At 44.5% G+C, this 23,875-nt stretch carries 20 protein-coding genes; 10 read left to right on the forward strand and 10 right to left on the reverse strand.

All coding sequences use genetic code 11. The features are described 5' to 3' along the window. Positions 1-87: 87 nt before the first annotated feature. Together groL and lon are read left to right on the forward strand one after the other, a co-directional pair. Entirely contained in the window at positions 88-1,728 is a 1,641-nt protein-coding gene (gene groL, locus DR864_RS05240) for a chaperonin GroEL (RefSeq protein ID WP_114065967.1), read from the forward strand. Between the two features lie 500 nt (positions 1,729-2,228). Further along, a complete protein-coding gene (lon, locus tag DR864_RS05245; RefSeq protein WP_114065968.1) occupies positions 2,229-4,724 on the forward strand; it encodes an endopeptidase La in 2,496 nt (831 codons plus the stop codon). Positions 4,725-4,928: 204 nt separating this feature from the next. Here lon and DR864_RS05250 read toward each other — a convergent pair whose 3' ends face one another. Beyond that, positions 4,929-6,173, reverse strand: coding sequence for a pyridoxal phosphate-dependent aminotransferase (locus tag DR864_RS05250; protein ID WP_114065969.1), 1,245 nt, complete (start codon positions 6,171-6,173; stop codon positions 4,929-4,931). A 127-nt stretch (positions 6,174-6,300) separates the two neighbouring features. After that, positions 6,301-7,032: a DUF4290 domain-containing protein gene (locus DR864_RS05255; RefSeq protein ID WP_114065970.1), complete on the reverse strand. Its 732-nt coding sequence runs from the start codon at positions 7,030-7,032 to the stop codon at positions 6,301-6,303. Between the two features lie 149 nt (positions 7,033-7,181). On the opposite strand from DR864_RS05255, the gene DR864_RS05260 reads away from it, so the two are divergent. Both DR864_RS05260 and DR864_RS05265 read left to right on the forward strand, forming a co-directional pair. After that, positions 7,182-8,201: a hypothetical protein gene (locus DR864_RS05260; protein WP_114065971.1), complete on the forward strand. Its 1,020-nt coding sequence runs from the start codon at positions 7,182-7,184 to the stop codon at positions 8,199-8,201. 117 nt (positions 8,202-8,318) lie between these two features. Further along, entirely contained in the window at positions 8,319-9,554 is a 1,236-nt protein-coding gene (locus tag DR864_RS05265) for a spore maturation protein (RefSeq protein WP_114065972.1), read from the forward strand. On the opposite strand, the gene DR864_RS05270 is transcribed toward DR864_RS05265, so the two are convergent. The 3 genes from DR864_RS05270 to rpiB form a co-directional block, all read right to left on the reverse strand. Further along, positions 9,548-10,090 carry a YceI family protein gene (locus tag DR864_RS05270; RefSeq protein ID WP_162793561.1) on the reverse strand — a complete coding sequence of 181 codons (543 nt, stop codon included), beginning with the start codon at positions 10,088-10,090 and terminating at the stop codon, positions 9,548-9,550. The genes DR864_RS05265 and DR864_RS05270 overlap by 7 nt on opposite strands. A gap of 16 nt (positions 10,091-10,106) precedes the next feature. Continuing rightward, positions 10,107-10,727 carry a hypothetical protein gene (locus DR864_RS05275; RefSeq protein WP_114065974.1) on the reverse strand — a complete coding sequence of 207 codons (621 nt, stop codon included), beginning with the start codon at positions 10,725-10,727 and terminating at the stop codon, positions 10,107-10,109. Between the two features lie 183 nt (positions 10,728-10,910). Beyond that, positions 10,911-11,345, reverse strand: coding sequence for a ribose 5-phosphate isomerase B (gene rpiB / locus DR864_RS05280; RefSeq protein ID WP_114065975.1), 435 nt, complete (start codon positions 11,343-11,345; stop codon positions 10,911-10,913). Positions 11,346-11,510: 165 nt separating this feature from the next. Here rpiB and DR864_RS05285 point away from each other — a divergent pair, with 165 nt between their 5' ends. The 3 genes from DR864_RS05285 to DR864_RS05295 all read left to right on the forward strand — a co-directional run bounded on the left by DR864_RS05285 (position 11,511) and on the right by DR864_RS05295 (position 14,207). After that, positions 11,511-12,236 (forward strand): LOG family protein, encoded by a 726-nt coding sequence (locus DR864_RS05285; RefSeq protein WP_114065976.1) that lies wholly within the window; start codon positions 11,511-11,513, stop codon positions 12,234-12,236. Positions 12,237-12,395: 159 nt separating this feature from the next. Next, the gene (locus DR864_RS05290; protein ID WP_114065977.1) at positions 12,396-12,953 is read left to right on the forward strand and encodes a pyridoxamine 5'-phosphate oxidase family protein; all 558 of its coding nucleotides are present in this window, start codon (positions 12,396-12,398) and stop codon (positions 12,951-12,953) included. A 126-nt stretch (positions 12,954-13,079) separates the two neighbouring features. Further along, complete coding sequence (locus DR864_RS05295; RefSeq protein WP_114065978.1) at positions 13,080-14,207, forward strand: YncE family protein; 1,128 nt, start codon at positions 13,080-13,082, stop codon at positions 14,205-14,207. Positions 14,208-14,211: 4 nt separating this feature from the next. Here the strand turns inward: DR864_RS05295 and DR864_RS05300 are convergent, their stop codons facing one another. Beyond that, positions 14,212-14,433 (reverse strand): VF530 family protein, encoded by a 222-nt coding sequence (locus DR864_RS05300; RefSeq protein WP_114065979.1) that lies wholly within the window; start codon positions 14,431-14,433, stop codon positions 14,212-14,214. Positions 14,434-14,588: 155 nt separating this feature from the next. Here DR864_RS05300 and DR864_RS29760 point away from each other — a divergent pair, with 155 nt between their 5' ends. Both DR864_RS29760 and DR864_RS05305 read left to right on the forward strand, forming a co-directional pair. Beyond that, positions 14,589-14,753, forward strand: a complete 165-nt coding sequence (locus DR864_RS29760) for a hypothetical protein (RefSeq protein ID WP_162793562.1) — start codon at positions 14,589-14,591, stop codon at positions 14,751-14,753. A 58-nt stretch (positions 14,754-14,811) separates the two neighbouring features. Continuing rightward, positions 14,812-16,647, forward strand: a complete 1,836-nt coding sequence (locus tag DR864_RS05305) for an alkaline phosphatase (protein ID WP_162793563.1) — start codon at positions 14,812-14,814, stop codon at positions 16,645-16,647. 11 nt (positions 16,648-16,658) lie between these two features. Here the strand turns inward: DR864_RS05305 and DR864_RS05310 are convergent, their stop codons facing one another. From DR864_RS05310 to porW, 4 genes are all read right to left on the reverse strand, one after another. After that, complete coding sequence (locus tag DR864_RS05310) at positions 16,659-16,952, reverse strand: DUF3817 domain-containing protein (RefSeq protein ID WP_114065981.1); 294 nt, start codon at positions 16,950-16,952, stop codon at positions 16,659-16,661. A gap of 8 nt (positions 16,953-16,960) precedes the next feature. Next, positions 16,961-18,088, reverse strand: coding sequence for a glycerate kinase (locus tag DR864_RS05315; protein WP_114065982.1), 1,128 nt, complete (start codon positions 18,086-18,088; stop codon positions 16,961-16,963). 79 nt (positions 18,089-18,167) lie between these two features. Beyond that, the gene (locus DR864_RS05320; protein ID WP_114065983.1) at positions 18,168-20,495 is read right to left on the reverse strand and encodes a penicillin-binding protein 1A; all 2,328 of its coding nucleotides are present in this window, start codon (positions 20,493-20,495) and stop codon (positions 18,168-18,170) included. A gap of 190 nt (positions 20,496-20,685) precedes the next feature. Further along, positions 20,686-22,905 (reverse strand): type IX secretion system periplasmic lipoprotein PorW/SprE, encoded by a 2,220-nt coding sequence (gene porW / locus DR864_RS05325; RefSeq protein WP_114065984.1) that lies wholly within the window; start codon positions 22,903-22,905, stop codon positions 20,686-20,688. A 449-nt stretch (positions 22,906-23,354) separates the two neighbouring features. Here porW and DR864_RS05330 point away from each other — a divergent pair, with 449 nt between their 5' ends. Beyond that, a complete protein-coding gene (locus tag DR864_RS05330) occupies positions 23,355-23,792 on the forward strand; it encodes a DUF2452 domain-containing protein (protein ID WP_114065985.1) in 438 nt (145 codons plus the stop codon). The last annotated feature ends 83 nt before the right edge of the window (positions 23,793-23,875 follow it).

Genomic DNA, 23,875 nt, shown 5'->3' on the forward strand with positions numbered 1-23,875 from the left:
GTTTAACCGAATTTTGTTAATTCCAGATAACTGATAACAGTTAACCAATAACAAATCAACCATTAACAATTAACTTATTTACAAGACATGGCTAAGAAAATATTTTTCGATATCGAAGCACGTGACAAAATTAAAAAAGGCGTAGACACACTGGCCAACGCCGTTAAGGTAACGCTTGGACCTAAAGGCCGTAACGTTATCATTGACAAAAAATTCGGTTCACCTGCCATCACCAAAGACGGTGTAACGGTAGCGAAAGAAATTGAATTGAAAGATGCAATGGAAAACATGGGTGCTCAACTCGTGAAAGAAGTTGCTTCAAAAACGGCTGATGCTGCTGGTGACGGTACTACTACCGCTACCGTATTGGCACAGGCTATCTATACTATCGGTTCTAAAAACGTAGCTGCTGGCGCAAATCCAATGGATTTGAAACGCGGTATCGACAAAGCGGTTTTGGCCGTAACTGCCAATCTTGCTGAACAAGCTGAAAGCGTAGGCGATGATTTCAACAAAATCGCTCAGGTGGCCACTATCTCTGCCAACCATGACGAAGAAATCGGTAAAATGATTGCTGACGCCATGAAAAAAGTAGGTACTGAAGGCGTAATTACGGTAGAAGAAGCGCGCGGAACTGAAACCGAAGTTAAAACGGTAGAAGGTATGCAGTTTGACCGTGGTTATCTTTCTCCTTACTTCGTGACCAACGCGGAGAAAATGGAAGCCGAAATGGAGAAACCTTTCATTTTGATTTCTGAAAAGAAAGTTTCTTCAATGAAAGAATTACTTCCTGTATTGGAAGGTGTAGCACAAACAGGTCGTCCGTTGTTGATCATCGCTGAAGATGTTGACGGCGAAGCGTTGGCTACTTTGGTTGTGAACAAAATCCGTGGTGCGTTGAAAGTATGTGCCGTAAAAGCTCCAGGCTTCGGCGACCGTCGTAAGGCTATGTTGGAAGACATCGCTATCTTGACAGGTGGTACAGTTATCGCCGAAGAGCGTGGCTTCAAATTGGAAAACGCTGACCTTCAGTACTTAGGTCACTGCGAAAAAATCATTATTGACAAAGATAATACAACGATTGTGAACGGTTCGGGCGATGCTGAGCAAATCAAAGCGCGCGTTAACCAAATCAAATCACAAATCGAAAATACAACTTCAGATTACGACCGTGAGAAATTGCAAGAGCGTTTGGCTAAATTGTCAGGCGGGGTAGCGATTCTTTACATCGGTGCGGCTACCGAAGTTGAAATGAAAGAGAAAAAAGACCGCGTTGATGACGCCCTCCACGCAACCCGCGCTGCCATCGAAGAAGGTATCGTAACGGGTGGTGGTGTAGCGCTTATCCGTGCCATCGACGCGTTGGATAACCTACAAGGTATCAACGAAGACGAAACTACGGGTATCAACATCATCCGTCAGGCGTTGGAATCTCCGCTTCGTACCATCGTAGCCAACGCTGGTGGTGAAGCTTCAGTGGTTATCAACAAAGTGAAAGAAATCAAAGGTGGATTTGGCTACAACGCTAAAAATGACACCTACGAAGACCTTTTTGCAGCTGGTATCATTGACCCCAAGAAAGTAACCCGTTTGGCTTTGGAAAACGCAGCCTCGATCGCAGGTCTGTTGTTGACAACCGAGTGTGTTATCGCTGACGAACCAGAAGAAAATGCTGGTGCGGGCGCAGGTGGCCACGGACACGGCGGCGGTATGGGCGGCATGATGTAATCAATCATCATTTCCCGTTGCAACTTTACACAAAAGCCCTCATTAACCCTGAGGGCTTTTGTTTTTTCAATCACATCTCCTATCGTTCATTAAGAATTTATTTAAAGATTCTTTTGCTCAATACTTACAGCCAAATTCAAACACTATTGTTTATGCTCTTCCGTTAAAGGAGTGGCATGATTTTTTCTGATAAAAGATATGACAATCAATACAAAGGTTCATCACTTTGCACTTTTTGGGAGAAGCGCCCATTTTAAGAAAGTAATGCTTACCTTTGTCATCTTTTATAATATTCGTCTTTCACCAATCTTATTACAACAAATTGAGCGTTATTCCACTCTATTCAGAGCCACCAAACTCCCCGATCATCCATCTATATTTCTTCCTTCCTAGAGATATTCATCCATTTTAGTTTTTCACGGGGAGCATCTCCTTTCTTTACAAGAAATTTTCATATATTTAATTTTCCAAACTTTACTGTCAAATTGACAGCCTGCCCTATGAATCTCGACCCAAACGAATTATATACACGATTAATGTTAGCCGAGTCTGATTTAGACAGTCTTGAAATCTTACCACTTGGCAGTCCTGACGGCGATGATGAACCCATCGAAATGCCCGAGGAGTTGCCAATTTTACCCCTGCGCAACACAGTATTGTTTCCTGGAATGGTCATTCCTGTCACCGTTGGGCGTCAGAAATCCATTCGATTAGTAAAGAAAGCGTACAAAGGGGATCGCATCATTGGCGTTATTGCCCAGCAAAACCAAGACAAAGCCGAGCCTACCAGCAGCGATTTGTTTGGCATCGGCACCATGGGATACATCATCAAGATGATTACCCTTCCCGATGGAAATACCACCATTATTTTGCAGGGACGCCAGCGTTTTCGCGTCAAAGATTACGTCCGCGAAGACCCTTATATGATTGCGAAAGTAAGCGCCATTGAAGATTTTTTCCCCAATCAAAACAAGAAAGAATCTAAAGCACTTATTCAATCGCTGCGTGATTCGGCCCATAAAATTTTAAGACTCAACCCCGATATTCCGCAAGAGGCCCGCATTGCACTCGACAATATCGAAAGTCCCACATTTTTGACGCATTTTCTGTCTTCCAATCTCAACGCTGAAGTTTCGGACAAACAGGATTTGCTCGAAAAACCAACGATTCCCGAGCAAGCCAACAAACTGTTGGAATTAATGATGCGGGAAATCCAGATGCTTGAACTTAAACGTGACATTCAGTCGAAGGCGAGTTCTGACATTGACCAACAACAACGTGATTATTTCTTACGGCAACAGATAAAAGTATTACAAGACGAGCTTGGAATGGAAACCCCCGAGCGAGAATTGGAAGATATTCGCCTCCGGGCTGCCAAGAAAAAATGGCCAGAATCGGTCAAAAAACATTTTGAGAAAGAATCTCAGAAACTACAGCGTATCAACCCAATGGCTCCTGACTACCCTGTCACGCTCAATTACTTAGAGTTGATGGTAGACCTGCCTTGGGGAGAATTTACGAAAGATAATTTTGACCTTAAACGCGCCCAAAAAGTACTCGACGCCGACCACTTCGGGCTCGAAAAAGTAAAAGAGCGTATCATTGAATACCTAGCCGTTTTGAAGTTAAAAAACAGCTTAAAAGCGCCCATTTTGTGCCTCTACGGCCCTCCCGGGGTTGGAAAGACCTCGCTCGGAAAATCTGTAGCCAAAGCACTCGGACGCAAGTATATTCGGATGGCATTGGGCGGTTTGCACGACGAAGCCGAAATTCGCGGACATCGTAAAACCTACATCGGTGCCATGCCCGGGAAGGTTATCCAAAATATCAAAAAATCGGGCTCTTCGAATCCCGTTTTTATTCTCGACGAAATTGACAAAGTAGGCTCAGATTTTAGAGGTGACCCAGCATCAGCGTTGCTCGAAGTGCTTGACCCTGAACAAAACAATGCCTTCTCCGACAACTACTTAGAGGTTGAATACGACCTGTCCAAGGTATTGTTTGTGGCCACGGCCAACTCGCTCGAAACCATTCATCCTGCCTTGCGCGACCGCATGGAAATCATCGAGTTGACGGGTTATACGGTAGAAGAAAAATTACAAATTGCCAAGAAATATCTTGTACCAAAGCAACGTAAAGACCACGGCTTAGAAACCAAAGCATTCAGCGTTGACGACAAGGCTATCATTAAAGTCATTGAACATTATACCCGCGAATCAGGTGTTCGGAATTTAGAGCAAAAAATCGGCGCGTTGGTCCGAAAAGTGGCTAAATCCATTGCGTTGGAAGAAGAATACCCCAAACCCATCAAGGCAGAACACGTAGAAAAGCTGCTGGGTGCCGAGATATTTGACAAGGATTTATACCAAGACAACGACACTGCAGGTGTGGTAACAGGCTTGGCGTGGACATCCGTGGGCGGTGAAATTCTCTTTATCGAATCCAGCCTAAGCCGTGGCAAGGGTGGGTTGACCCTTTCGGGCCAATTGGGCGATGTGATGAAAGAGTCGGCCATCACAGCCCTCTCGTACCTCAAAGCGCACTCCGATGCTTTAGACATTGACTACCGGGTGTTTAACCACTACGATTTGCACATTCACATTCCAGCAGGGGCTGTTCCGAAAGACGGACCTTCGGCGGGAATTACGATGCTGACGTCTATTGCTTCTATTTTTACCCAACGCCGTGTGAAACCTCAACTCGCGATGACGGGTGAGATTACGCTACGCGGCAAGGTGTTGCCCGTGGGTGGAATCAAAGAAAAGATTTTGGCGGCGGCGCGCGCAGGAGTGACCGAAATCATCATGTGCAACAAAAACCGTAAGGATGTGGAAGAAATCAATGGAAATTACGTAAAAACGCTAAAATTCCACTACGTTGAAAACGTGGATGAAGTTCTCGCCATTGCATTATTGCCCGAAAAGGTCAAGAAATCTACCCCCTTTATTTTTCCTGACGACACCCAAAAGCAACCATTGCACGAAGCCGTGAATTGAAATATTCTCTTCTCTTTTAATACAATTAAAAGGGAAATGTGCTAAAACAAAAAAGGGTAGTCTCAAAAGTCTGAGACTACCCTTTTTGTTTTGGAAATGAATGAGGTGATTCCAAATGTTTATTTTAACTTTTTCACTCTTTAAAATAAAGGGATTTCAGAAACCTTCTTTCCCTTTATTTTATTATAGATTGGTATCAGATTGTTATACTAAATAAGCTTCAACGGGGCTATCGGCATGAATACGTGAGTTATCCAGAAATTGTTCAAGCCGGTTCATCGCAACCGTCAGTTCATCCACGCTCGGCAAAGTTACAATACGAAAATGGTCTGGTTTAATGTAGTTAAAACCCGTTCCTGCCACGACCAACACTTTTTGTTCTACCAGCAATTGATACACAAAGTCTTCGTCATTTTTAAAGTCAAATTTACGCAGGTCAATTTTGGGAAAAACATACAAAGCCCCTTTGGGCTTGACGCAACTGATGCCCGGAATAGCCGTAAGTCGATTGTAAATCAGTTCCATCTGCTTGTACAAGCGGCCGGTTGGGAGCACCAAATCTTTGATGCTTTGGTAGCCTCCCAAGGCTGTTTGGATGGCGTATTGGGTAGGAACGTTGGCGCATAAACGCATACTTGCCAAAAAAGTCAATCCTTCAATGTAGGATTTTGCCTTGTGTTTTGCCCCGCTTAAAATCAACCACCCACCGCGAAAACCCGCTGAGCGGTAATTTTTGGAAAGTCCCCCAAACGTAACACAAAGGGTATCCTGCACCATGGTGGCAACGGGATAATGAACCGCTCCGTCGTAAAGAATTTTATCGTATATCTCATCCGAAAAAAGAATCAAGCGGTGGCGTTCGGCAATTTCCGCGATTCGGCGTACGACTTCTTTTTCGTAGACCGCACCCGTGGGATTATTGGGGTTTATCATCACAATCCCTTTGGTACGCGGGGTGATTTTACTTTCCAAATCTTCCAAATCAGGATTCCAGTCACTTTGTTCATCGCAAATATAATGAACAGGTTTTCCACCACTCAGGGCCACCGAAGTAGTCCAAAGGGGATAATCAGGCGAAGGCACCAAAATTTCGTCACCCTCATTTAACAAAGCCTGCATCGACATCACAATCAACTCACTGACACCGTTGCCAATGTACACATCATTGATATCAACACCTTTGATTCCCTGCGTTTGTGTATAATGCATCACCGCTTTCCGCGCCGCAAACAACCCCCTTGAATCTACGTATCCCTGCGCATTGCGAATGTTGAGGATAATATCGTGGATAATTTCGTCGGGCGCGTCAAAGCCAAACGGGGCCGGATTGCCGATATTAAGATTAATAATCTTATACCCTTGACTTTCAAGCTCAAGGGCTTTTTCGTACACCGGGCCTCGAATATCATACCGCAGATGCTCAAGGCGTTTACTTTTCAGGATTTGCATAATCAGTAGTAGTCAGGAATCAATAATGAGTAGCGAGTAGTGATGGTTAATGACACAACATTCTTTACTGTAAAGTTGTAATTTCACCAAACTCAGTACACGGCACTCACTACTTTATACTAAAATTTTACCGTCGCCGATTGTTCTTATTGCTTCTGAACTTATCGCGGTCACGGTCGCGATCTCGGTTGCGATTGTTATTAGGATTATTGTTGTTGTTATTACGATTGTTGCCTGTGTTGCCACTTCGTTCGCGGTTGGGGTTATTACTGTTGAAACTTCCGCGATTATTTTGGAGGTTTCGTTGGTAACGCTCCACGTTTGTTCCTTTGTCGCGCGGGGCAGATTCTACCAATCCGTTTTGGCGCAGATAGGCCAACTCCTCTTTCAAACGCCCACCAGAGACCTCATCCAACTGCGTAAATACGATGTTGTCGTCGGGGTTGTCTTTGTTCCAAGTATTATAAAATGTACGCATCTGACGAATCAGGTACGAAATAAAAGCTAGTTTTTCTTCTTTATCCTCGCAGTCGATTGCTTTTTGCACGAGCAAAAGCAAATTTTTCCCGTACTGTTTATACCGAATATTCGACTGATTGTAGGGTACACGCAGGGGTTTTTTGCCCACCGCTTCGGGTGAAGGCGGGGCAAAAGGACTATCTACATCTAACTTAAAATTGGTCATGATGTACAGATCATCCCACAGTTTTTGGGAATAATCCTGACCATCACGCATATTAGGGTGAATTTGCCGCATTAATTCGACCAAGATGTGGGCATAAAGATTACGCTTTTCGCGGTCTTGCAGGTCGACGAGATAGTCAGCTAATTTTTGGACGTTGCTTCCGTATTCTTTCAATGGAGTCAATATTTAATAACAAAGCAAAGTTACGAAAAATCAAGATACTTTGGCAAAATGAGTCGCTCGTCGTAATTTTGAAACTTCGTTTTTTTTCAATTCATAAAAAAAGCGTTTAAAAACCAACGGATAACCAATCACTCCTTCCAATGAGTAAAAAAGTAGATGTCAGTATTGCGTTTTATGGAAAGCCTTATCAGGCAATTGTTACCATTAAAACATTAATGAAGTACAGTGGTCAACACATTGACAAAATTTATCTTTCCCGCGAACGTCTCCAACCGCACAACGACTACATCGGCATCTTCAAAATTATTGATTATTTCCGTAATTCCGACGTAAAGTTAGTCATTCAACATCCTCATTATTTCTTAGGGCTTGGGGTATCTGATTATGAGCGTGCCAAAACCGACACGCGCTACCGCCAAAGCATCATGTACCAGTACCCGCTGGAAATGACCGATAAGAAATACCTCTGCGTCATGCACAACGATATGTTATTTTATGGTGACATGATTGGCGATATGCTGAAAGAATTTGAAAAAGGCCCTGAAAACCTCACAGGCGTAGGCTCCATTGGTCAGTGCTGGAGTTGCCCAGCTGGGCCAGATTGGGGCAATAAATGTAATTCTAAAAAGTTTGAAGAATACGTTCCGACGCAGGAAGAGGCCATTGCCCTGGCCGAAAAATACCCAACACCCCGCCAAGATATTCAATTGAGAGTACTCAAAGCAGGACGCGTTCATATCCTGCCCGAATGTCGGCTTAACGAATATTGCGCCATGATTGACGTCGATAAATACCGCAAAGAAACCCTTCCACAGGGAGACATTGGCTGCTACGGCGGCGGATGGCGCGGCGTTGATACGGCCACGGTTTGGTCGCATGATATGTACCGCCGTGGCTATACGTTCCGGCATTTAACCCTTGAAGATTATACCCGTCATGCCGCATTTGATACGACAGGCAGTGGAACAAAGGCCAATTCTAGCTCAGAAACCTACTGGAATGCCGAGAGAAATGCCGAGAAATACATCGTCGAGAACTACGGTCCGATAAACTTCAGCCCTTACCTTACATTGGCCAATACCTACGATGCCTTTAAACGCAAAGCCTGGCTGGGCCTGATTCATTCGGTGGGCTTTGCCAAAAAGCTGGTAGGTAAGTAGTAGTTTGTTTTATTTTTGCGCACGCAAAGACGCAGGAGAGTCAGGCTTTTTTTGTGCCGCATCCAGTCTTTGCGTGATTTTTTTATATTTTTAGGTTTCCTAACCTTCTCCCGCCCCATGGCCCTTAATTACATCTGGATTGGCTTTTTTCTCATTTCGTTTGCGGTAGCTTTGATTAAATTCATTTTTTCAGGCGATACCGAAATCTTCAAGTTGATTGTCGAAGGCATGTTTGACTCTGCAAAGGTCGCCGTGATGGACATTGCGTTACCTTTGGCTGGGGTGATGACGTTCTTTTTAGGACTGCTTAACATTGGAGAAAAAGCGGGCGCCATCAACTTTCTTGCTAGAATCATTGGCCCTTTTTTTCATCAGCTTTTTCCAGAAGTACCTAAAAACCACCCTGCAAACGGTCAGATGATAATGAATTTTTCGGCCAACATGCTGGGGCTTGACAATGCCGCAACGCCTTTTGGTTTGCGGGCCATGCAAAGTCTTCAAGACCTTAACCCTACCAAGGAGACCGCTAGTAATGCCCAAATTATGTTTTTGGTCTTACACACGTCGGGGTTGACCATTATTCCGCTTGGTGTGATGGCCCAACGCTCCATCTTGGGTGCTCAAGACCCGTCCGATATTTTGATTCCGTGTCTGATAGCTACCTACATCGCCACCGTCGCCAGTATAATTATTACTGGGTTTTGGCAACGTATCAACTTATTCAATCGAATCTTTATTGGCTGGATAGGCTCGATAACCGCGATTTTGGGGCTGCTTCTGTGGTATTTATCTTCGCAAACGAAAGAACAGCTCGAAATTATTTCAAAAGTGGGCGGCAACCTGATTTTGTTAATAATTGTAGTAGCTTTCTTGCTCGGAGGGCTGCGTAAAAAAATTGACTTGTTTGGCACTTTTGTTGATGGGGCCAAAGCTGGTTTTGAAACATCGGTCAAAATCATACCTTACCTAGTCGGAATGCTAGTGGCCATCAGTACTTTCCGGAATGCGGGGGTCATGAACTACTTGGTAGAAGGCTTAAAATACCTGATTGCATTGACGGGGATGAATACCGACTTTTCTGATTCACTGCCCGTAGCATTGATGCGCCCCATCAGTGGCAGCGCATCGAGGGCCCTGATGATAGACAGCATGAAACAGTTCGGCGCAGACTCATTCGTCGGACGATTGTCGTGTATGTTTCAAAGCTCTGCCGATACCACTTTTTACATTGTTGCGCTGTATTTTGGCTCAGTAGGCATCAAAAAAACCCGCTATGCCATTGTAGCGGGTCTAATTGCCGACTTTATAGGCGTGACTGCCGCAATTCTGCTCGCTTATTTGTTTTTTCACTGATTTACATCAAATACGAATGTAAACTTAACAATGATTTCTTCCTTGATAGACGTTCCCAAAAGCGACGGAATGAGAATATTATATTCTTTGAGGTCAACAGGAAAAGACCCTTCCACTTTCATTTTATTCCCTTTTAGGGACGTCTGAGCATTAACGCTGATTTGTTTAGTGACTCCATGAAAAGATAAGTTTCCGACAATGGTCATTTTACCAGCGTTTGCGACGATAGAATCCCCCGTAAAACTAACCCTCGGGAATAGTAATGCCTCTATTTTCTCCATCGCATTGGAGTCACGATTGGAATTTTTACTGTCAAAACTAACAACTTTGGCAGAAGCCGCAACCGTCACAATCTCCTGTTTATCAGGATTATAATTTATTACGCACACCACTGCATTCGATTTGGCCGTCCAATTGTGCAATGGATGAAAACCCTCATAACTTACGGAGGACTGGCTGGGAAGCGCAAATAGTTTTACGTTTGAAGAAGTCGTTTTTTCTCCAAAGTACAAGAAAAAACCAATGAAAACAGCCATAAGCTTCATACACTATTTACTTAAATTTTAGACTAACCACACTCAGTGTCATCGCAGCAAATGTGGTGTATGCGGCGGCCCGATGGTAGGGTTTTAAGGAAGGATTATCGGATATTTTATGGGCCAATACGTTGGTAGCTATCATACCCGATAGGTGTAAAATGGCCAAACCACGGTGAAGTTTCACACCACTGAATCCCTTTCGACGTACCATTGGTGGAGGGGCCGTAAGTGAAAGAAGCGCCGCCGTTGTATAGGTGATATTGATTCCCATGGCCATATTTTCATGGGTATTTTTGAGAGAAGGCGAATAATTGCGGTATAACTTGGCCCCAAGAAACCCCTGCCCTACCATGCCTGCCAACGTAGTAAGCCCCACAAAACGGTGAATTTTTAGCATATTCCGCCTGATTTTGAGCTCACTTTGCCTGTTTTGAATGGTCAGTGGCCGCCAATTTCGCACCAACCCTCTACTTCCCCACACCGCCCGTTGCGTGAAGAGCATTTTTGAAGGTAATAAATCTGGTAATTGATTTACGCCAATATCGGCTAAAAGGGTGTCTGTTTGGGTTAATTGTGCCCAGCAAAAACTAGAGGTAACCCAGGTGAGCCAAAGCCCAAAAATGACAATCTTCATCAATGACGTTTAGGTATATATTTACACCTAACATGTACGAAAAAGATGGACTATTTGGATTTGGGGGCTATTTTTTTATTGATAAAAAAGAAGCGCTGTCATCAACTATTATTCACTATTATCCACAGGGGCAATTGAAGATTGGGTGATGAGGTTTAGAAAGACCTCATCACTCTGTTTTTTTTAGCAGGCAATTTTTCCGACACGCGTTGCGTGGCGGCCGCCTTCAAAATCGGTATTTAAGAATATCGTAACGCACTCAAACGCCGTTTCTTCGGCAATAAACCGCGCGGGTAGACAAATGATGTTTGCATCATTGTGCTGACGAGCCAGCGCCGCCAGCGGCGTATCCCATACCAATGCCGCCCGAATTCCTTGGTGTTTATTGGCCGTAATGGCCACGCCTTGTCCGCTTCCGCAGACCAATACCCCAGCGTCAAATTCTCCTTTTTCCACCGCTAAAGCCACTGGATGGGCAAAATCGGCGTAGTCGGCTGAGTCGGCAGTGTAAGTTCCAAAGTCTTTTACTTCATACCCTTGCTCTTTCAGCCACGCTACCAGCGGTTCTTTTAAGGAAAATCCGGCGTGGTCGCCGCCAATTGCAATTTTTTTAGCCATAACCTGAACTAGAATTAAAATTATTTTCGTTATTGTTTCCCGTTATCGCAAAGGTACAAAACCTTGGGTAACCGACTTGAATAATTTCACAACCCGTCTCCGTGTTTTTGGGTTTCTTGTTTAAGAACTACAAAAATTGAAAGACCCTTTAAAAAAGTTAATGCCATGTCAGAAACTGAATTATTGAACGAAGAAGATCGCATTCGCGAAGCATTTGAAGACAAAAACTGGAATGAAATCAAAACCGCCGACTCATGGGTAATTTTCAAAGTCTTGGCCGAGTTTGTAGAAGGATTTGATAAATTAGCAAAAATCGGCCCGTGTGTCTCCATTTTTGGCTCTGCCCGTACCAAACCCGACCATGAGTATTACAAAATCGCCGAAGAAATCGCCGCTAAACTCGTACGCCACGGCTACGGAGTGATTACGGGCGGTGGTCCTGGGATTATGGAAGCAGGAAGCAAAGGAGCTTTTGAACAAGGCGGAAAATCGGTAGGCTTAAACATCATTCTCCCCTTTGAACAACACAGTAATTTGTACATTGACCCCGATAAAAACATCAATTTCGATTTCTTTTTTGTCAGAAAAGTAATGTTTGTCAAATATTCTCAGGGTTTTGTAGTCATGCCGGGCGGATTTGGAACCTTGGATGAACTTTTTGAAGCACTAACGCTTATTCAAACCAAAAAAATCGGCCGTTTCCCCATCGTCATGGTCGGTAAAGCCTACTGGTCGGGGTTGCTTGATTGGATTAAAACCACCATGCTCGAAACCGAACACAACATCAACCCCGAAGACCTCAAACTGTTTAGTTTGGTCGATACCGCCGAAGAAGCAGTGCGCGTTATTGATGAGTTTTACGCCAAATATTTGCTAAAACCCAACTTCTAAACTTTGCTTTAAAATACGTTTTTTGGCCCTTGAAAATACCTGTAAAGGTCGTTTTCAAGGGTTTGTTTTTTTCTGCCCTTTGTAACCGTTATTATTGTAAAATGAACCCAAACACTTACCTAAGAGTGTTGATTACTCAACCATTTAACCACAACTGCCATGGGAAAATTCCATCCTTCCATCCACCAATCGCACCAAGATTTCATTCAAAAACAACACCTATTTTTTGTTAGTACCGCACCACTCAACCCCGACGGACACATCAATCTGTCGCCCAAGGGTTTGGATTGTTTTCGGGTTTTGTCAGAAAATAAAGTGGCCTACATGGATCTAATAAGCAGCGGCAACGAAACCTCCGCCCATACGCTCGAAAACGGCCGTATTACGTTTATGTTTTGTTCTTTTGACCATAATCCACTCATTTTGAGGCTCTATGGAAAAGGTTTTACCGTTTTGCCATCCTCCGACGATTGGGCAACTTACGCCCCCCATTTTACGCTTTATCCAAGTACGCGCCAGATAATTGTGGCTGATATTAACTTGGTTCAAACCTCTTGTGGGTTTGGTGTACCCGAATTTGAGTATAAAGGAGAGCGAAGCATCCATTTTGATTGGGCGGAGAAGAAAGGGAAAAGTGGATTAGCCGAATACGTACAGAAAAATAATTTAATCAGCCTCGACGGCCTTCCTTCTAACTTGGGTTTGACCCAAAAATAAGTCGTCAACCTACAAGGTTTAGGACGTTAAGGTCATCTCGTATGTTTTTGGGAATAGTTATAAAAATCGTCTTTGCACCTTTTCTCTAAAAGGGCACGAACGCCCTTTGCATCCCCAAATACTACTATGAAAAAGCTTCGATTCCGGCTTTTGCTATTGACCTTGTCTTTAGGGGTCATTGCCCTTTTTACCCATACCATTCCCAAGAAAAAGCAAGAAGAAAAAGCCATCAAACGCTACCTCTACGTAGCAACGCCCGGCATACGAAATTACCTCGAATACGGCGGACATGGTTTAGTGGTCTTTGATATTGACAATAATTATCAGTTTGTCAAACGCATTCCTACGGCGGGGTTAGACGCGGAAGGCAAACCCATAAACGTAAAAGGAATTTGTGCGAGTTTGGCCACCAACAGCATCTATATCAGTACAATCACCACCTTGCAATGCATTGATTTAACGACCGAAAAAGTAAAATGGGAACGTAAATACGACGAAGGCTGCGACCGCATGGCCATCTCTCCCGACGGCAAAACGATTTACCTACCTACGTTTGAAAAAGACTATTGGTCGGTGGTAGATGCCGCTACGGGTGACGTAAAACAGAAGATTGTCCTCAATTCAGGCGCTCACAACACTGTTTTCGGATTGAACGGAAAAGAGGTCTATTTGGCGGGCTTACGCTCGCCTTACTTAACCGTGGTGAATGCCCAAAAACCCACTGAAACCCGTCAAGTTGGCCCATTCAGTGCGTCTATTCGTCCTTTTACCGTCAATGGAAAACAAACGTTGTGTTTTGTAAATGTCAACGATTTGCTGGGTTTTGAAATCGGCGACCTCAAAACGGGTAAAATGCTGCATCGCGTTGTAGTCAGTGGGGTGCAGAAAGGCCCCGTCAAACGCCACGGGTGCCCCAGCCATGGTGTCGGACTTACACCCGACGAAAAGGAAGTTTGGGTCGTAGACGGTGCCAACCAACAAGTCCACTTTTTTGATGCCACGGTCATGCCTTCCCGCCAAATCGGTAGCCTATCCTTACGTGACCAACCAGGCTGGATTACGTTCAGTTTGGATGGGAAACACGCCTACCCTTCCACGGGAGAAATCATCGATGTCGCCACGCACAAAATCATTACGACGCTCCAAGGAGAAAACGGACAGGGAGTCCACAGCGAAAAAATGATTGAAGTTCACTTCAACGGTCAAAAACCCGTGCAAATAGGCGACCAATTCGGTTTGGGACGTAAGCGTTAATTATTTAATCATTCAGACTCATCAAATACAGTTGTTCCACTTTAGCCCGCGCCCAAGGCGTTTTTCGAAGAAATGCTAGGCTAGATTTGATGCTTGGGTCGTATTGAAAACAACGAATATTGACGTACTCACTCATGGTTTCCCACCCATAATGAGCAACCAGGTGATTCAGCATCATTTCAAGGGTGATGCCATGAAGGGGATTATTGGCTTGCGGATTTTGCATGGAACAAAGATAGAAACGGAGCGACCACATCGATACACGGACATTCGTTTTTTTTCATTTTTCAATCATTTACTCACCCTATTTTACAAAAACATAACGGGAGCTTCATCTTGAAGACACGGTAAAAGTGTTGTTTTGCGGTCAAAAAGAACGCTATGAAATCACCATTAAAGTATAAATTTACCACCTCAAATGATCATTGGAAACGCAAGTGGAGTTGGCGTCAAAACCACGCTGTAGTCCGCCCCAAACCCCAAAATGACGCGTATGACACGCAAGAGTTTCGCAACACTCCCTTTCCTGACGCCGTTACTTTTTAGAAAAAACACAGTAAAAATACCATTAAGGTGTTTTCTATCATTGATTCTAACCATTTTTATGAAACGTTTTTTTTTACCAGTCCTTGTCGCTGTATTTGCCATTCTGCAAAGCCATAGCCAAATTACGTACACTCCCGCCAATGCACACTCGCACAACGATTATGCTCAGGCCAATCCTTTTTTCGGCGCTTACAACCTCCAATGTGGGGCCATCGAAGCCGATGTTTTTCTTAAAGACGGTGAACTGATGGTAGCGCACCATCCTGATGAAATCAAGCCTGAGCGCACCTTTCATGCCTTGTATTTGCAGCCGCTCGCCGCGCAGCATCGTGAGGGAAAAATCTATCCCTTACAATTATTGATTGACCTAAAGACCTCCGCTGGACCTACCCTAGAAACATTGGTCAATCACCTAAACCGTTTTCCGTACGTTTTTGGGGATAACAAATCTGTCAAAGTGGTTATCAGCGGCAACATGCCTTCACCTAATGATTTTGGGAAATACCCCTCTTGGGTTTCGTTTGACGGGCGATTTGAAGAAACATATTCTGACGCCGCCTTGGCCCGTGTGCCATTGTTCAGTGCTCCTTTCAGTACCGTTTCTCGTTGGACAGGTGTTGGTTTATTTCCCAAAGAAGACCGGGAAAGATTGGTTGAGTTGGTCAATCGTGCCCATCAAAAAGGAAAAAAAGTTCGTTTCTGGGGAACACCTGACAATGAGGCAGTTTGGAAAGAACTGATGGCGGTAGGCGTTGATTGGATTGGAACCGATGCCCCACAGGCACTGGCAAATTATTTTAAAAGTACAAAACCTGCCGATAGCCAATATACCAACACAGTTCCCGCTTATACGCCTTACCAACCCTCCTATAAAAGTGACGGTAGCAACAAAACGCCCAAAAACATCATTTTTTTGATTGGCGACGGCATGGGTCTTGCCCAAATGCACACTGGTATGATTGCCAATCACGGACAGCTGCACATGGCGTTGTTTAGACATCTTGGTTTAATGCAAACCCAACCCGCTGAAACATTCATCACCGACTCGGCCGCCGCGGGCACCGCCTTGGCCACGGGATATAAAACCAAAAACGGGACCATTGGCATGGATGCCACCTTGGTAGCCCGTCCTTCGCTGACCGTAACGGCTAAACAAAAAGGAAAAAAATGCGCCGTTATTTCGTCAGGCCCCATCACGGATGCAACCCCTGCGGTTTTTTATGCCCATCAGCCCAAGCGTAGTATGCAGGAAGAAATCGCCGCCGATTTCCTGAAAGAGCCCTTGGATATTTTGGCGGGTGGCGGGGCCAAATACTTTTTTGAGCGCAAAGACAAAGCTAATCTCGGAGATTCACTCAAAGCGCGCCAGTACGATGTTATTCGTAAATATGCAGAAATAACCAACCAGAATAAAGCTGAAAAATTCGTCGTTTTGGATGACCAAGCCACACTGTCAATTGAAAAAGGGCGTGGCAATTTTCTACCATTAACGGTAAAAGAAAGCATCAGTCACTTCCAGAAAACGGCAAAAAAGGGCTTTTTTATCATGGCCGAAGGAGCACAAATCGACTACGCTGGCCACGCCAATAATACAGGTTATGTGGTCAATGAGGTGCTGGATTTTGACCAGGCGGTGGGAGAAGCGCTACGTTTTGCCGATGAAGACGGCCAAACGCTCGTCATTGTCACCGCCGACCACGAAACGGGGGCCATGAGCATTACAGGTGGTAGTGAATCGGAAGGCATGATTAAAGGAAATTTTGGTTCTAAAGGCCACTCTGCCATCATGGTTCCAGTGTATGCCTACGGCCCTCAATCCCAACAATTTGGTGGAATTTACCAGAATACCGAACTTTCCAACCGCATTCGTCGATTACTAGAAGAATCAAAATAAAGTAAGTACGATTAGCGAAACAATTTCGCATCCGCCCAAAAAGTCCCGAAAGGAACCAACGAAGCAATAAAAGCCAGTACCGATTTTTTTATCGACCAACTGTATTCGACGGCGGCCATTACAACGTACAAAATATACAATACAAACAGCACTCCGTGGGCCATGCCAGTGATTTTTACGGCCATTGGCTGGCCCGCTATGTATTTTAAAGGCATGGCGATGAAGAGAAGTACCAGAAAAGAAATACCTTCTAAAAAGCCGATGATTCGAAGACGTCCAATGGTGTTTTTAAGCAAATTTATCATTTTGTGGGCTATTTTTTGACTTGATTCAGTAGTTTTATGAGATAATGGGTACTGTTTTTGACTCCTTCATAAGCATAGGGTATTGCTTCTTGGAGACTCATCGGACGGGGCAAAATAGAAGTGGCGTACGAAATCCCCAAATGCGCTAGGTCGGCAGGAGACACCATCAACGCCCCGCATAGCGCTGCTACGGGAATGCCGCGCTTTTGAGCAGCACCCGCAATTCCTGCGATGAGTTTCCCTTGCAATGTTTGTTCATCAATTTTTCCTTCCCCCGTTAACACCAAATCGGTATCGGTCAAATGTGATTCAAAATGGGTCTGTTCCATCACAATTTTAACCCCTTCTTTCAGGGTAGCATTCAGAAAAAATAATGCCCCAAATCCCAAACCACCTGCCGCTCCCGTGCCCGCAACGTGGGCTATATCTACGTCAAAATCACGTTTTACGACCCCTGCTAAATGCTGCAACCCGAGTTCTAGTTGCGCTACCATCGCCGCATCTGCCCCCTTCTGAGGCGCATATACGTGTGCCGCGCCGTCTGGTCCGAAAAGCGGAGCTGTTACATCACAAGCTACTTCAACCGTTATTTCGGGTAAATGTTGGGGCGGATTTATTTGATGAATTTTGGTTAAACTTTCGCCATTGGGGGATAAACCAATGCCATTGACATCCAAAAACTGCCACCCCAAAGCTGCCGCCATGCCAATGCCGCCGTCGGTAGTAGCGCTACCACCAATGCCGAGAATGATATGACGTGCTCCTTTTTCAGAAGCCTCCAGAATAAGTTGACCAGAACCAAATGTTGTGGTTTTGAGAGGATTACGCTCATCTGAGTGAAGTAAGCGCAATCCAGAAGCAGTAGCCATTTCAATGTATGCCGTTTGACCATCGGCAGAAAGCCCGTAATCTGCTTCAATGCTGCGCCCCAATGGATCGGAAACAAAGGCAGTATGCATTTTACCTCCCGCATTGAGCGTCAGAATCTCGGCGGTTCCTTCCCCTCCGTCTGCCATAGGAAGCACCACGATTTCAGCTTCTGGAATCACTTCACGAATACCGTCTCTCATGGCCTGACATACTTCATAAGCCGTCAAGGAACCACGGAATTTATCGGGTGCAAGCAAAAATTTCATCGTTTAAAGGGAGCAGTAGAAAGTGAGAAGTCAAGAGCACGAACGTAATTTCTACATTTTCACTCCTGACTTCTCATTCCTAAAATAATATACTTTCGTCGTCGGTTACTTTCGGACGTAAATAGGTATTCATCGTGTCAATTTTCACCCCGCCGCATCCGATGTTTACGTCCATTCCGTCTGGTTTATTGAATCGGTCACGACGATACGGAGAGCGATCGTTTCCAGCCAAATCTGGATCGGCGTAGACTTTTTGCATGTACAATCCCCACGCAGGCATGGCTATCCGCGCCCCCTGCCCAAGTGCCATTGAGGTAAAGTGAACGTGGTTATCTTCGCCACCTACCCAAACGCCCGTGACCAAATTAGGAGTAACCCCCATAAACCAGCCATCAGTATAATCGGAAGTCGTTCCCGTTTTGGCAGCAATCTCGTTATTATCTGCCAATTTGTACTGCGTCCGCAGACGTTGCGCCGTTCCCCAAGGGTCTTCCACGGCACCGCGCATTACAAACAACATTTGGTAGGCAATGCTTGGGCTAATTACTTCTTTTTCATTCGGCGGAAACTCCGCCAACAAACGCCCATCTTTATCTTCAATACGGGTTACAAAACGTGGGTCAACATGTTTGCCGCTATTGGCAAAAGTGCAATACGCATTCACCATTTCGTACACCGAAACGTTAGGGGTTCCCAAACAAATTGTTACATCATTTTCGGGTAGCGGGCTCGTAATCCCCAGTTTATGAGCATATTCCACCACCTTCCGAGGACCGACTCTACTCATCAAGTATGCACTAATGGAGTTAACTGACTTTGCCAATGCTTGCCGCAATGTCAGCATTTGACCCGAAAAAGACCCCGTTGAATTCTTAGGACACCAATCTCCAATGCAAACCTGATGATCCATGATGGTTTCGCAGGGGGTAACGTAGTTTTCGTTAATGGCGGAGCAATACACAAATGGTTTAAAAGTGGAGCCTGGTTGGCGCTTGCCCTGATACACTTGGTCGTACTTAAAATGCTTATAATTAATTCCGCCAACCCATGCTTTCACGTCGCCGTTACGCGGGTCCATCGAGACCATTCCGATGCGCAAAAACTTGTTATAGTACTTAATAGAATCCAGCGGACTCATGATGGTATCCCGATCGCCTCGCCACGAAAACACCTTCATTTTGATGGGTTTACGCAATTCAGCCCATATTTTTTCTTCATCTTCTCCCAAAGTACGTTTTAATTCACGGTACCGCCAACTGCGTTTTACGGCTCTTCTTTCAAAATTGGGGTCAGGTACGTAACCTCCGTTGGTGCCTTTTACCACCCACGGATTCATTTTGAGCTCTTTAAAATGATTGAAAAACTTAGCTTGCTGGTCTTTCATGTGTTGCTCAGCGGCCTGCTCGGCATAGTCCTGCATCCGAGAATCAAGGGTTGTATATATCCGTAGTCCATCAGTATACAAATCATACTCAGTCCCGTTCTCTTGATTATACTGGGCAAGCCACGTCTTCATCCAATCGCGCAATACTTCTCTAAAATAAGGGGCAGGACCAGTGTTGTGGTTTTCAATGTTAAAATTCAAACCCAAGGGTTTTAATTTATTCACATAAAATGCCTCCTGCGTCAGAAAACCGTATTTGACCATTTGGCCCATCACCACATTCCTGCGCTCCAGGGCCCTTTCTTTAAATACACGCGGGTTGAAACGGGAAGGGTTCTGCAACATCCCTACCAACAAGGCCGCCTCGGTCAAATCCAGATTCCAGGGTTCTTTCTTAAAATATGTTCTTGACGCGGTCTTAATCCCGTCGGCATTGTTACCAAACGAAACGGTGTTGAGGTACATCGTCATGATTTCCTGTTTGGTATAATTACGCTCCAACCTCACCGACAGTATCCATTCTTTGGTTTTGGCAATGACGGTTTTGATGAGAGGAAGATCTCCCAAAGCTCCTTTATATTTATCGCTTCGGGTTTGAAACAGGTTCTTGGCCAATTGTTGGGTCAGCGTACTTCCTCCACCAGTGGTTCCTTGCTCACTTGAAGCAACACCTTTCAACACCCGAAACATCGAGCGTGGGTCAATACCTGAGTGTTTTACAAAACGGGCATCTTCCGTCGCAATAAGGGCTTTGACGATATTAGGCGAAAGCTGGTCAAACTCAACAGGTGTACGATTTTCGATAAAATACTTAGAAAGTGTCTGTCCATCGGCCGTAAGAATTTCAGAAGCAACCTGACTCTCAGGGTTTTCGATGGCTTTCAAATCGGGCATTCCGCCAAAAAGCCAAAAGAAATTAAAATAAACGGCGCTTATATATAAAACAGCCCCTCCTATCACAACGGTGGCCAATTGCCAAAATAAAATAATGGATTTGCGATACTTTCCTTTCAAAAATGCCATATTGAAGTAATTCGTTAATCGTTATCGGTCAACTTTTGTCCAATTTTTTTTAAAATTGATGTACAGGTTTTTCCAATTGAAATAGAGTTTAGGTTGTGTAATCAACTTCAAAATGGACAGATGGATAACTATTGCTCTAAACGCAATAATAAGGATTTTTTCAGGAACATCAGGCAACCTGATAGACTTATTAGCCATTTTTCTTGATAGATGTGGATTGTTGGGCTTCCAAAACCTCTCGTACACGAGGCAGTAACGGACTGGTCGGAAAATCTTTAATGAAGCTGTTCAGCGCTTTAAGGTAGGCTTCGCGCCCCTGAAGTTTGCCAAGCAGATAAATCCGAAGCAAGGCATATTTGTCTTCAATTTTACTTCCAGAATAAGTCACCATTGCCATTTCCAGTTGGGCATAAGCCTCTGAGAAATTGGCTTTTTGGTATAACCCTAGTATTTTCTCGTAATCTTTGAGCGCTTCCAGTTCTAAATTACCCGTGGCGGCAATACTCCCATTGGCCTTTGTCAGTAGCCGGGTGTAGGAAGAGTTTGGAAACTCCGCCAGCAGCTTAGCTTTCCAATTATCCTGATTATTTTTTTGGTCGGTCAAGAAGAGCAGATAATAAATTTCAGGCTTATAATTTGTCGTTGGGAAACGTTCTAAAGTGGTCAAAAATGTTTTGACGGCGTTTTCGGGTTCAATTAAACTAAACTTATAAATCTTGCCTAGTTTATAATAAGCGTCTTCCATGCGTTGATTGGAGGCGTCAAGTTCCTGCTTTCTGAGAGGGATATTACGGTACAACGCATCTTTTTTTGCTTTCCACTCGGGCGAGTCTTTGGTTAATTTTGTAATATCTGCTCCATCCACGGTTGCTGGCTTTTGACCGTTTGCCACGGGGGTAATATTGTCCGTTTGGGTCAATAAAGTAGCCACTTTTGAACTTCGCCGCCAATCATCTTCCAACGCCCGATTTCCCCAACGCTGCTTAAACTCCAATTTTCCCTGATTCAATGCCACGAGGTCGTACAAAACAAAGCGGTCGGCAGGGTCTCCGTTAAAGTTCAAAGCATTGGCATTGAGGGTTCTAGCCTGCTCCACCAACTTTTGGGCTTCTTTTACTTTTCGCTCTTGTTCTTCAATTTCTTTTTCGATTACACCATCCAAAAATTTATCTAAAGTCGCGGGATTCATCTGCGAAAGCCGCTGCAAGCTGTCTTCGGTCCGAATCGTAGTGAGCTGTTTTACGAACTCGTCCAGCACATCTTTTCGCTCCGTAATCTTTTGAAATTGGGGAGAGGTTCGGGGCAAAAGCGCCAATGAGCTGTCAAAATAGGCTTTGGCTAATTCGTAGTTCTGGAGTTTATCATAGTACACCTTCGCCATTTCGAGGTAGGTATAGGGCACTTGGGTGGTATTGGTGGTGGTTTGCCGAATAGATTCCTCAAAAAAACGAATGGCTTTCGGGTAGTTTTTCTTACGCGTTTCAATCACACCCATTGAATAGTACAGGCGGTCGCGCAGGTCACTGTTTTTACGATCATTGAGCATCCGCTTAAATCCTCCTTCGGTCGATACCTCGTTGGAGGTCAGGGCTTCGTTTTGCAATGAATTCATGTTTGCAAAAAAACTCAAATCGTACGGAGGTCGATTGCGAAACACTTCTTTATAATGGGCATTGGCCGCCTGCGGCTTTTCCAAAAAATCGTACATCTGAGCGGCGGCAAAATGAATTCGTGCCGTTTCTTCCCCTTTGGGCAACAAATCAAACGTTTCTTCCAAAATCGCCAACGCCAAAATATACTCCTGTTTTTGTTGGTGAAGGTAGGCCTTGACCAAATAGTAATCGCGCGTATTTTTATCATTTAAGGGCTGACTACGCAAAAATTCAGCCACACTGAGCGCACTGTTGTAATCTTTGGTTTCGACGTAAGCCCGCATCAACCAAATCAACCCCTCATGTTTGTCTTCTTCGTCGCGTCCTTTGGCGTTGACATAGCGAAGCGTTTCGATGCCATCCGTAAATTGGCCTTTGTACAAACGCGCTTTACCAATCAGAACGTAAGCATTGTCCACCCACTTACTATTTTGATGGCGGTCGGGCACCAACGACGCTTTTTTGATGACATCCTGAAGCAAATCCCCCACGGGTTGCGCTTCGAGCGAATCCAGTACGGGAAGAATAGGGAGAATTTGATTGTAGTCCTCCTTACGATTTCGCCGCATGGCAATCTCTGCTTCGCGCATTTTGTCGCGGGCAATGACGTAGGCATTAAATTTAGCATTGAGGTTGTGATACCCCACACTCAATCTTCCGGTACTGTACTGCGAGCAGCCCGTCACAAATGACGTAATTCCCAACAGCAGAAGCAGTTGGAGCTTTGTAGAATAGGTTAGAAGTTGGTTGACTCGCATTAAACGACTCGCTTTCAGGCGTTTGCTTACAAATTATGTGGAAAATTCCCGTAAAAATAACGTTTTAGTTGTATGAAAAGTATGCAAGCATGGTGCCAAACGTATTTTTGTTGGGTACATTTACACTCAAAAAACAACATTAATGGTCACAATACCAAAGTCCCCCGCTTTTTTTAATCGTTGGATTTCGACGAAGAGACCAGCAAGCACCATTCCTGTTTAACAGTTTCAGTCCAAAAAAGGGTCTAAGCATCCGAAAAAAGCGTTCTTTTCAATTGTATATTTTATCTTAAATTACATTATTTTATAGATGTATAGTCTATTTTATATCAACTATTTAGACTATTATTTATTATTTAGGGCTTAAAAGGCGTTTCGTTCTACATTCAAACCAAACAATAATTAATTTTGTGCGTTGAACTTATTAACCAACAAACAACGGTTATATAATGGTAGAGAACCCTATCAATCCCGACAAAGTAGCTGAAAACCCCGGACTTATGGCGTATGCCCACTCGGTAGGCGGCGCAGTCATTAAGCCCGAAGATATGGGCAAAGTCAAAGGCAAGGCAGTGTTGGCCATGCGTCAACAAACCGAAAGGCAGCTCGGACAGATTTATCAACAAATGGCAACGCTGGCCCAACAAGCCAAAGAGTTGCGTCAGCGCGTTGATGTTTCGGAACGAATTTATGCGGCCCACATGAATTTTGAACCAGTGCTCAACGAAGTTTATTATGTGTACGAAAAAGAAGACGGCAGCGACGTGCTTTCCATGATTGCACCGGGCGAGTGGGGCCGTTCGTATAAATACAGTCGCTATATTGCCAAAGTTACGATGCTTGCCGACCACACATGGCACGTCGAATACAATGAAAGTCAGTCATAATCAGTTGGATTTGAGTAAATTTCTGTAAACAAACAGCGAGCCTTCGGATGATAAACGTCCGAAGGCTCGCTTGTAAATAATAC

The organism is Runella rosea (genome assembly GCF_003325355.1).
GTDB classification, from domain to species: Bacteria; Bacteroidota; Bacteroidia; order Cytophagales; family Spirosomataceae; genus Runella; species Runella rosea.

Bases quoted from the DNA above. Each gene is read 5' to 3' on its own strand.
- groL (WP_114065967.1), top strand. From the start codon at position 88: ATGGCTAAGAAAATATTTTTCGATATCGAAGCACGTGACAAAATTAAA.
- lon (WP_114065968.1), top strand. From the start codon at position 2,229: ATGAATCTCGACCCAAACGAATTATATACACGATTAATGTTAGCCGAG.
- DR864_RS05250 (WP_114065969.1), bottom strand. From the start codon at position 6,173: ATGCAAATCCTGAAAAGTAAACGCCTTGAGCATCTGCGGTATGATATT.
- DR864_RS05260 (WP_114065971.1), top strand. From the start codon at position 7,182: ATGAGTAAAAAAGTAGATGTCAGTATTGCGTTTTATGGAAAGCCTTAT.
- DR864_RS05265 (WP_114065972.1), top strand. From the start codon at position 8,319: ATGGCCCTTAATTACATCTGGATTGGCTTTTTTCTCATTTCGTTTGCG.
- DR864_RS05270 (WP_162793561.1), bottom strand. From the start codon at position 10,090: ATGGCTGTTTTCATTGGTTTTTTCTTGTACTTTGGAGAAAAAACGACT.
- DR864_RS05275 (WP_114065974.1), bottom strand. From the start codon at position 10,727: ATGAAGATTGTCATTTTTGGGCTTTGGCTCACCTGGGTTACCTCTAGT.
- rpiB (WP_114065975.1), bottom strand. From the start codon at position 11,345: ATGGCTAAAAAAATTGCAATTGGCGGCGACCACGCCGGATTTTCCTTA.
- DR864_RS05285 (WP_114065976.1), top strand. From the start codon at position 11,511: ATGTCAGAAACTGAATTATTGAACGAAGAAGATCGCATTCGCGAAGCA.
- DR864_RS05290 (WP_114065977.1), top strand. From the start codon at position 12,396: ATGGGAAAATTCCATCCTTCCATCCACCAATCGCACCAAGATTTCATT.
- DR864_RS05295 (WP_114065978.1), top strand. From the start codon at position 13,080: ATGAAAAAGCTTCGATTCCGGCTTTTGCTATTGACCTTGTCTTTAGGG.
- DR864_RS05300 (WP_114065979.1), bottom strand. From the start codon at position 14,433: ATGCAAAATCCGCAAGCCAATAATCCCCTTCATGGCATCACCCTTGAA.
- DR864_RS29760 (WP_162793562.1), top strand. From the start codon at position 14,589: ATGAAATCACCATTAAAGTATAAATTTACCACCTCAAATGATCATTGG.
- DR864_RS05305 (WP_162793563.1), top strand. From the start codon at position 14,812: ATGAAACGTTTTTTTTTACCAGTCCTTGTCGCTGTATTTGCCATTCTG.
- DR864_RS05310 (WP_114065981.1), bottom strand. From the start codon at position 16,952: ATGATAAATTTGCTTAAAAACACCATTGGACGTCTTCGAATCATCGGC.
- DR864_RS05315 (WP_114065982.1), bottom strand. From the start codon at position 18,088: ATGAAATTTTTGCTTGCACCCGATAAATTCCGTGGTTCCTTGACGGCT.
- DR864_RS05320 (WP_114065983.1), bottom strand. From the start codon at position 20,495: ATGGCATTTTTGAAAGGAAAGTATCGCAAATCCATTATTTTATTTTGG.
- porW (WP_114065984.1), bottom strand. From the start codon at position 22,905: ATGCGAGTCAACCAACTTCTAACCTATTCTACAAAGCTCCAACTGCTT.
- DR864_RS05330 (WP_114065985.1), top strand. From the start codon at position 23,355: ATGGTAGAGAACCCTATCAATCCCGACAAAGTAGCTGAAAACCCCGGA.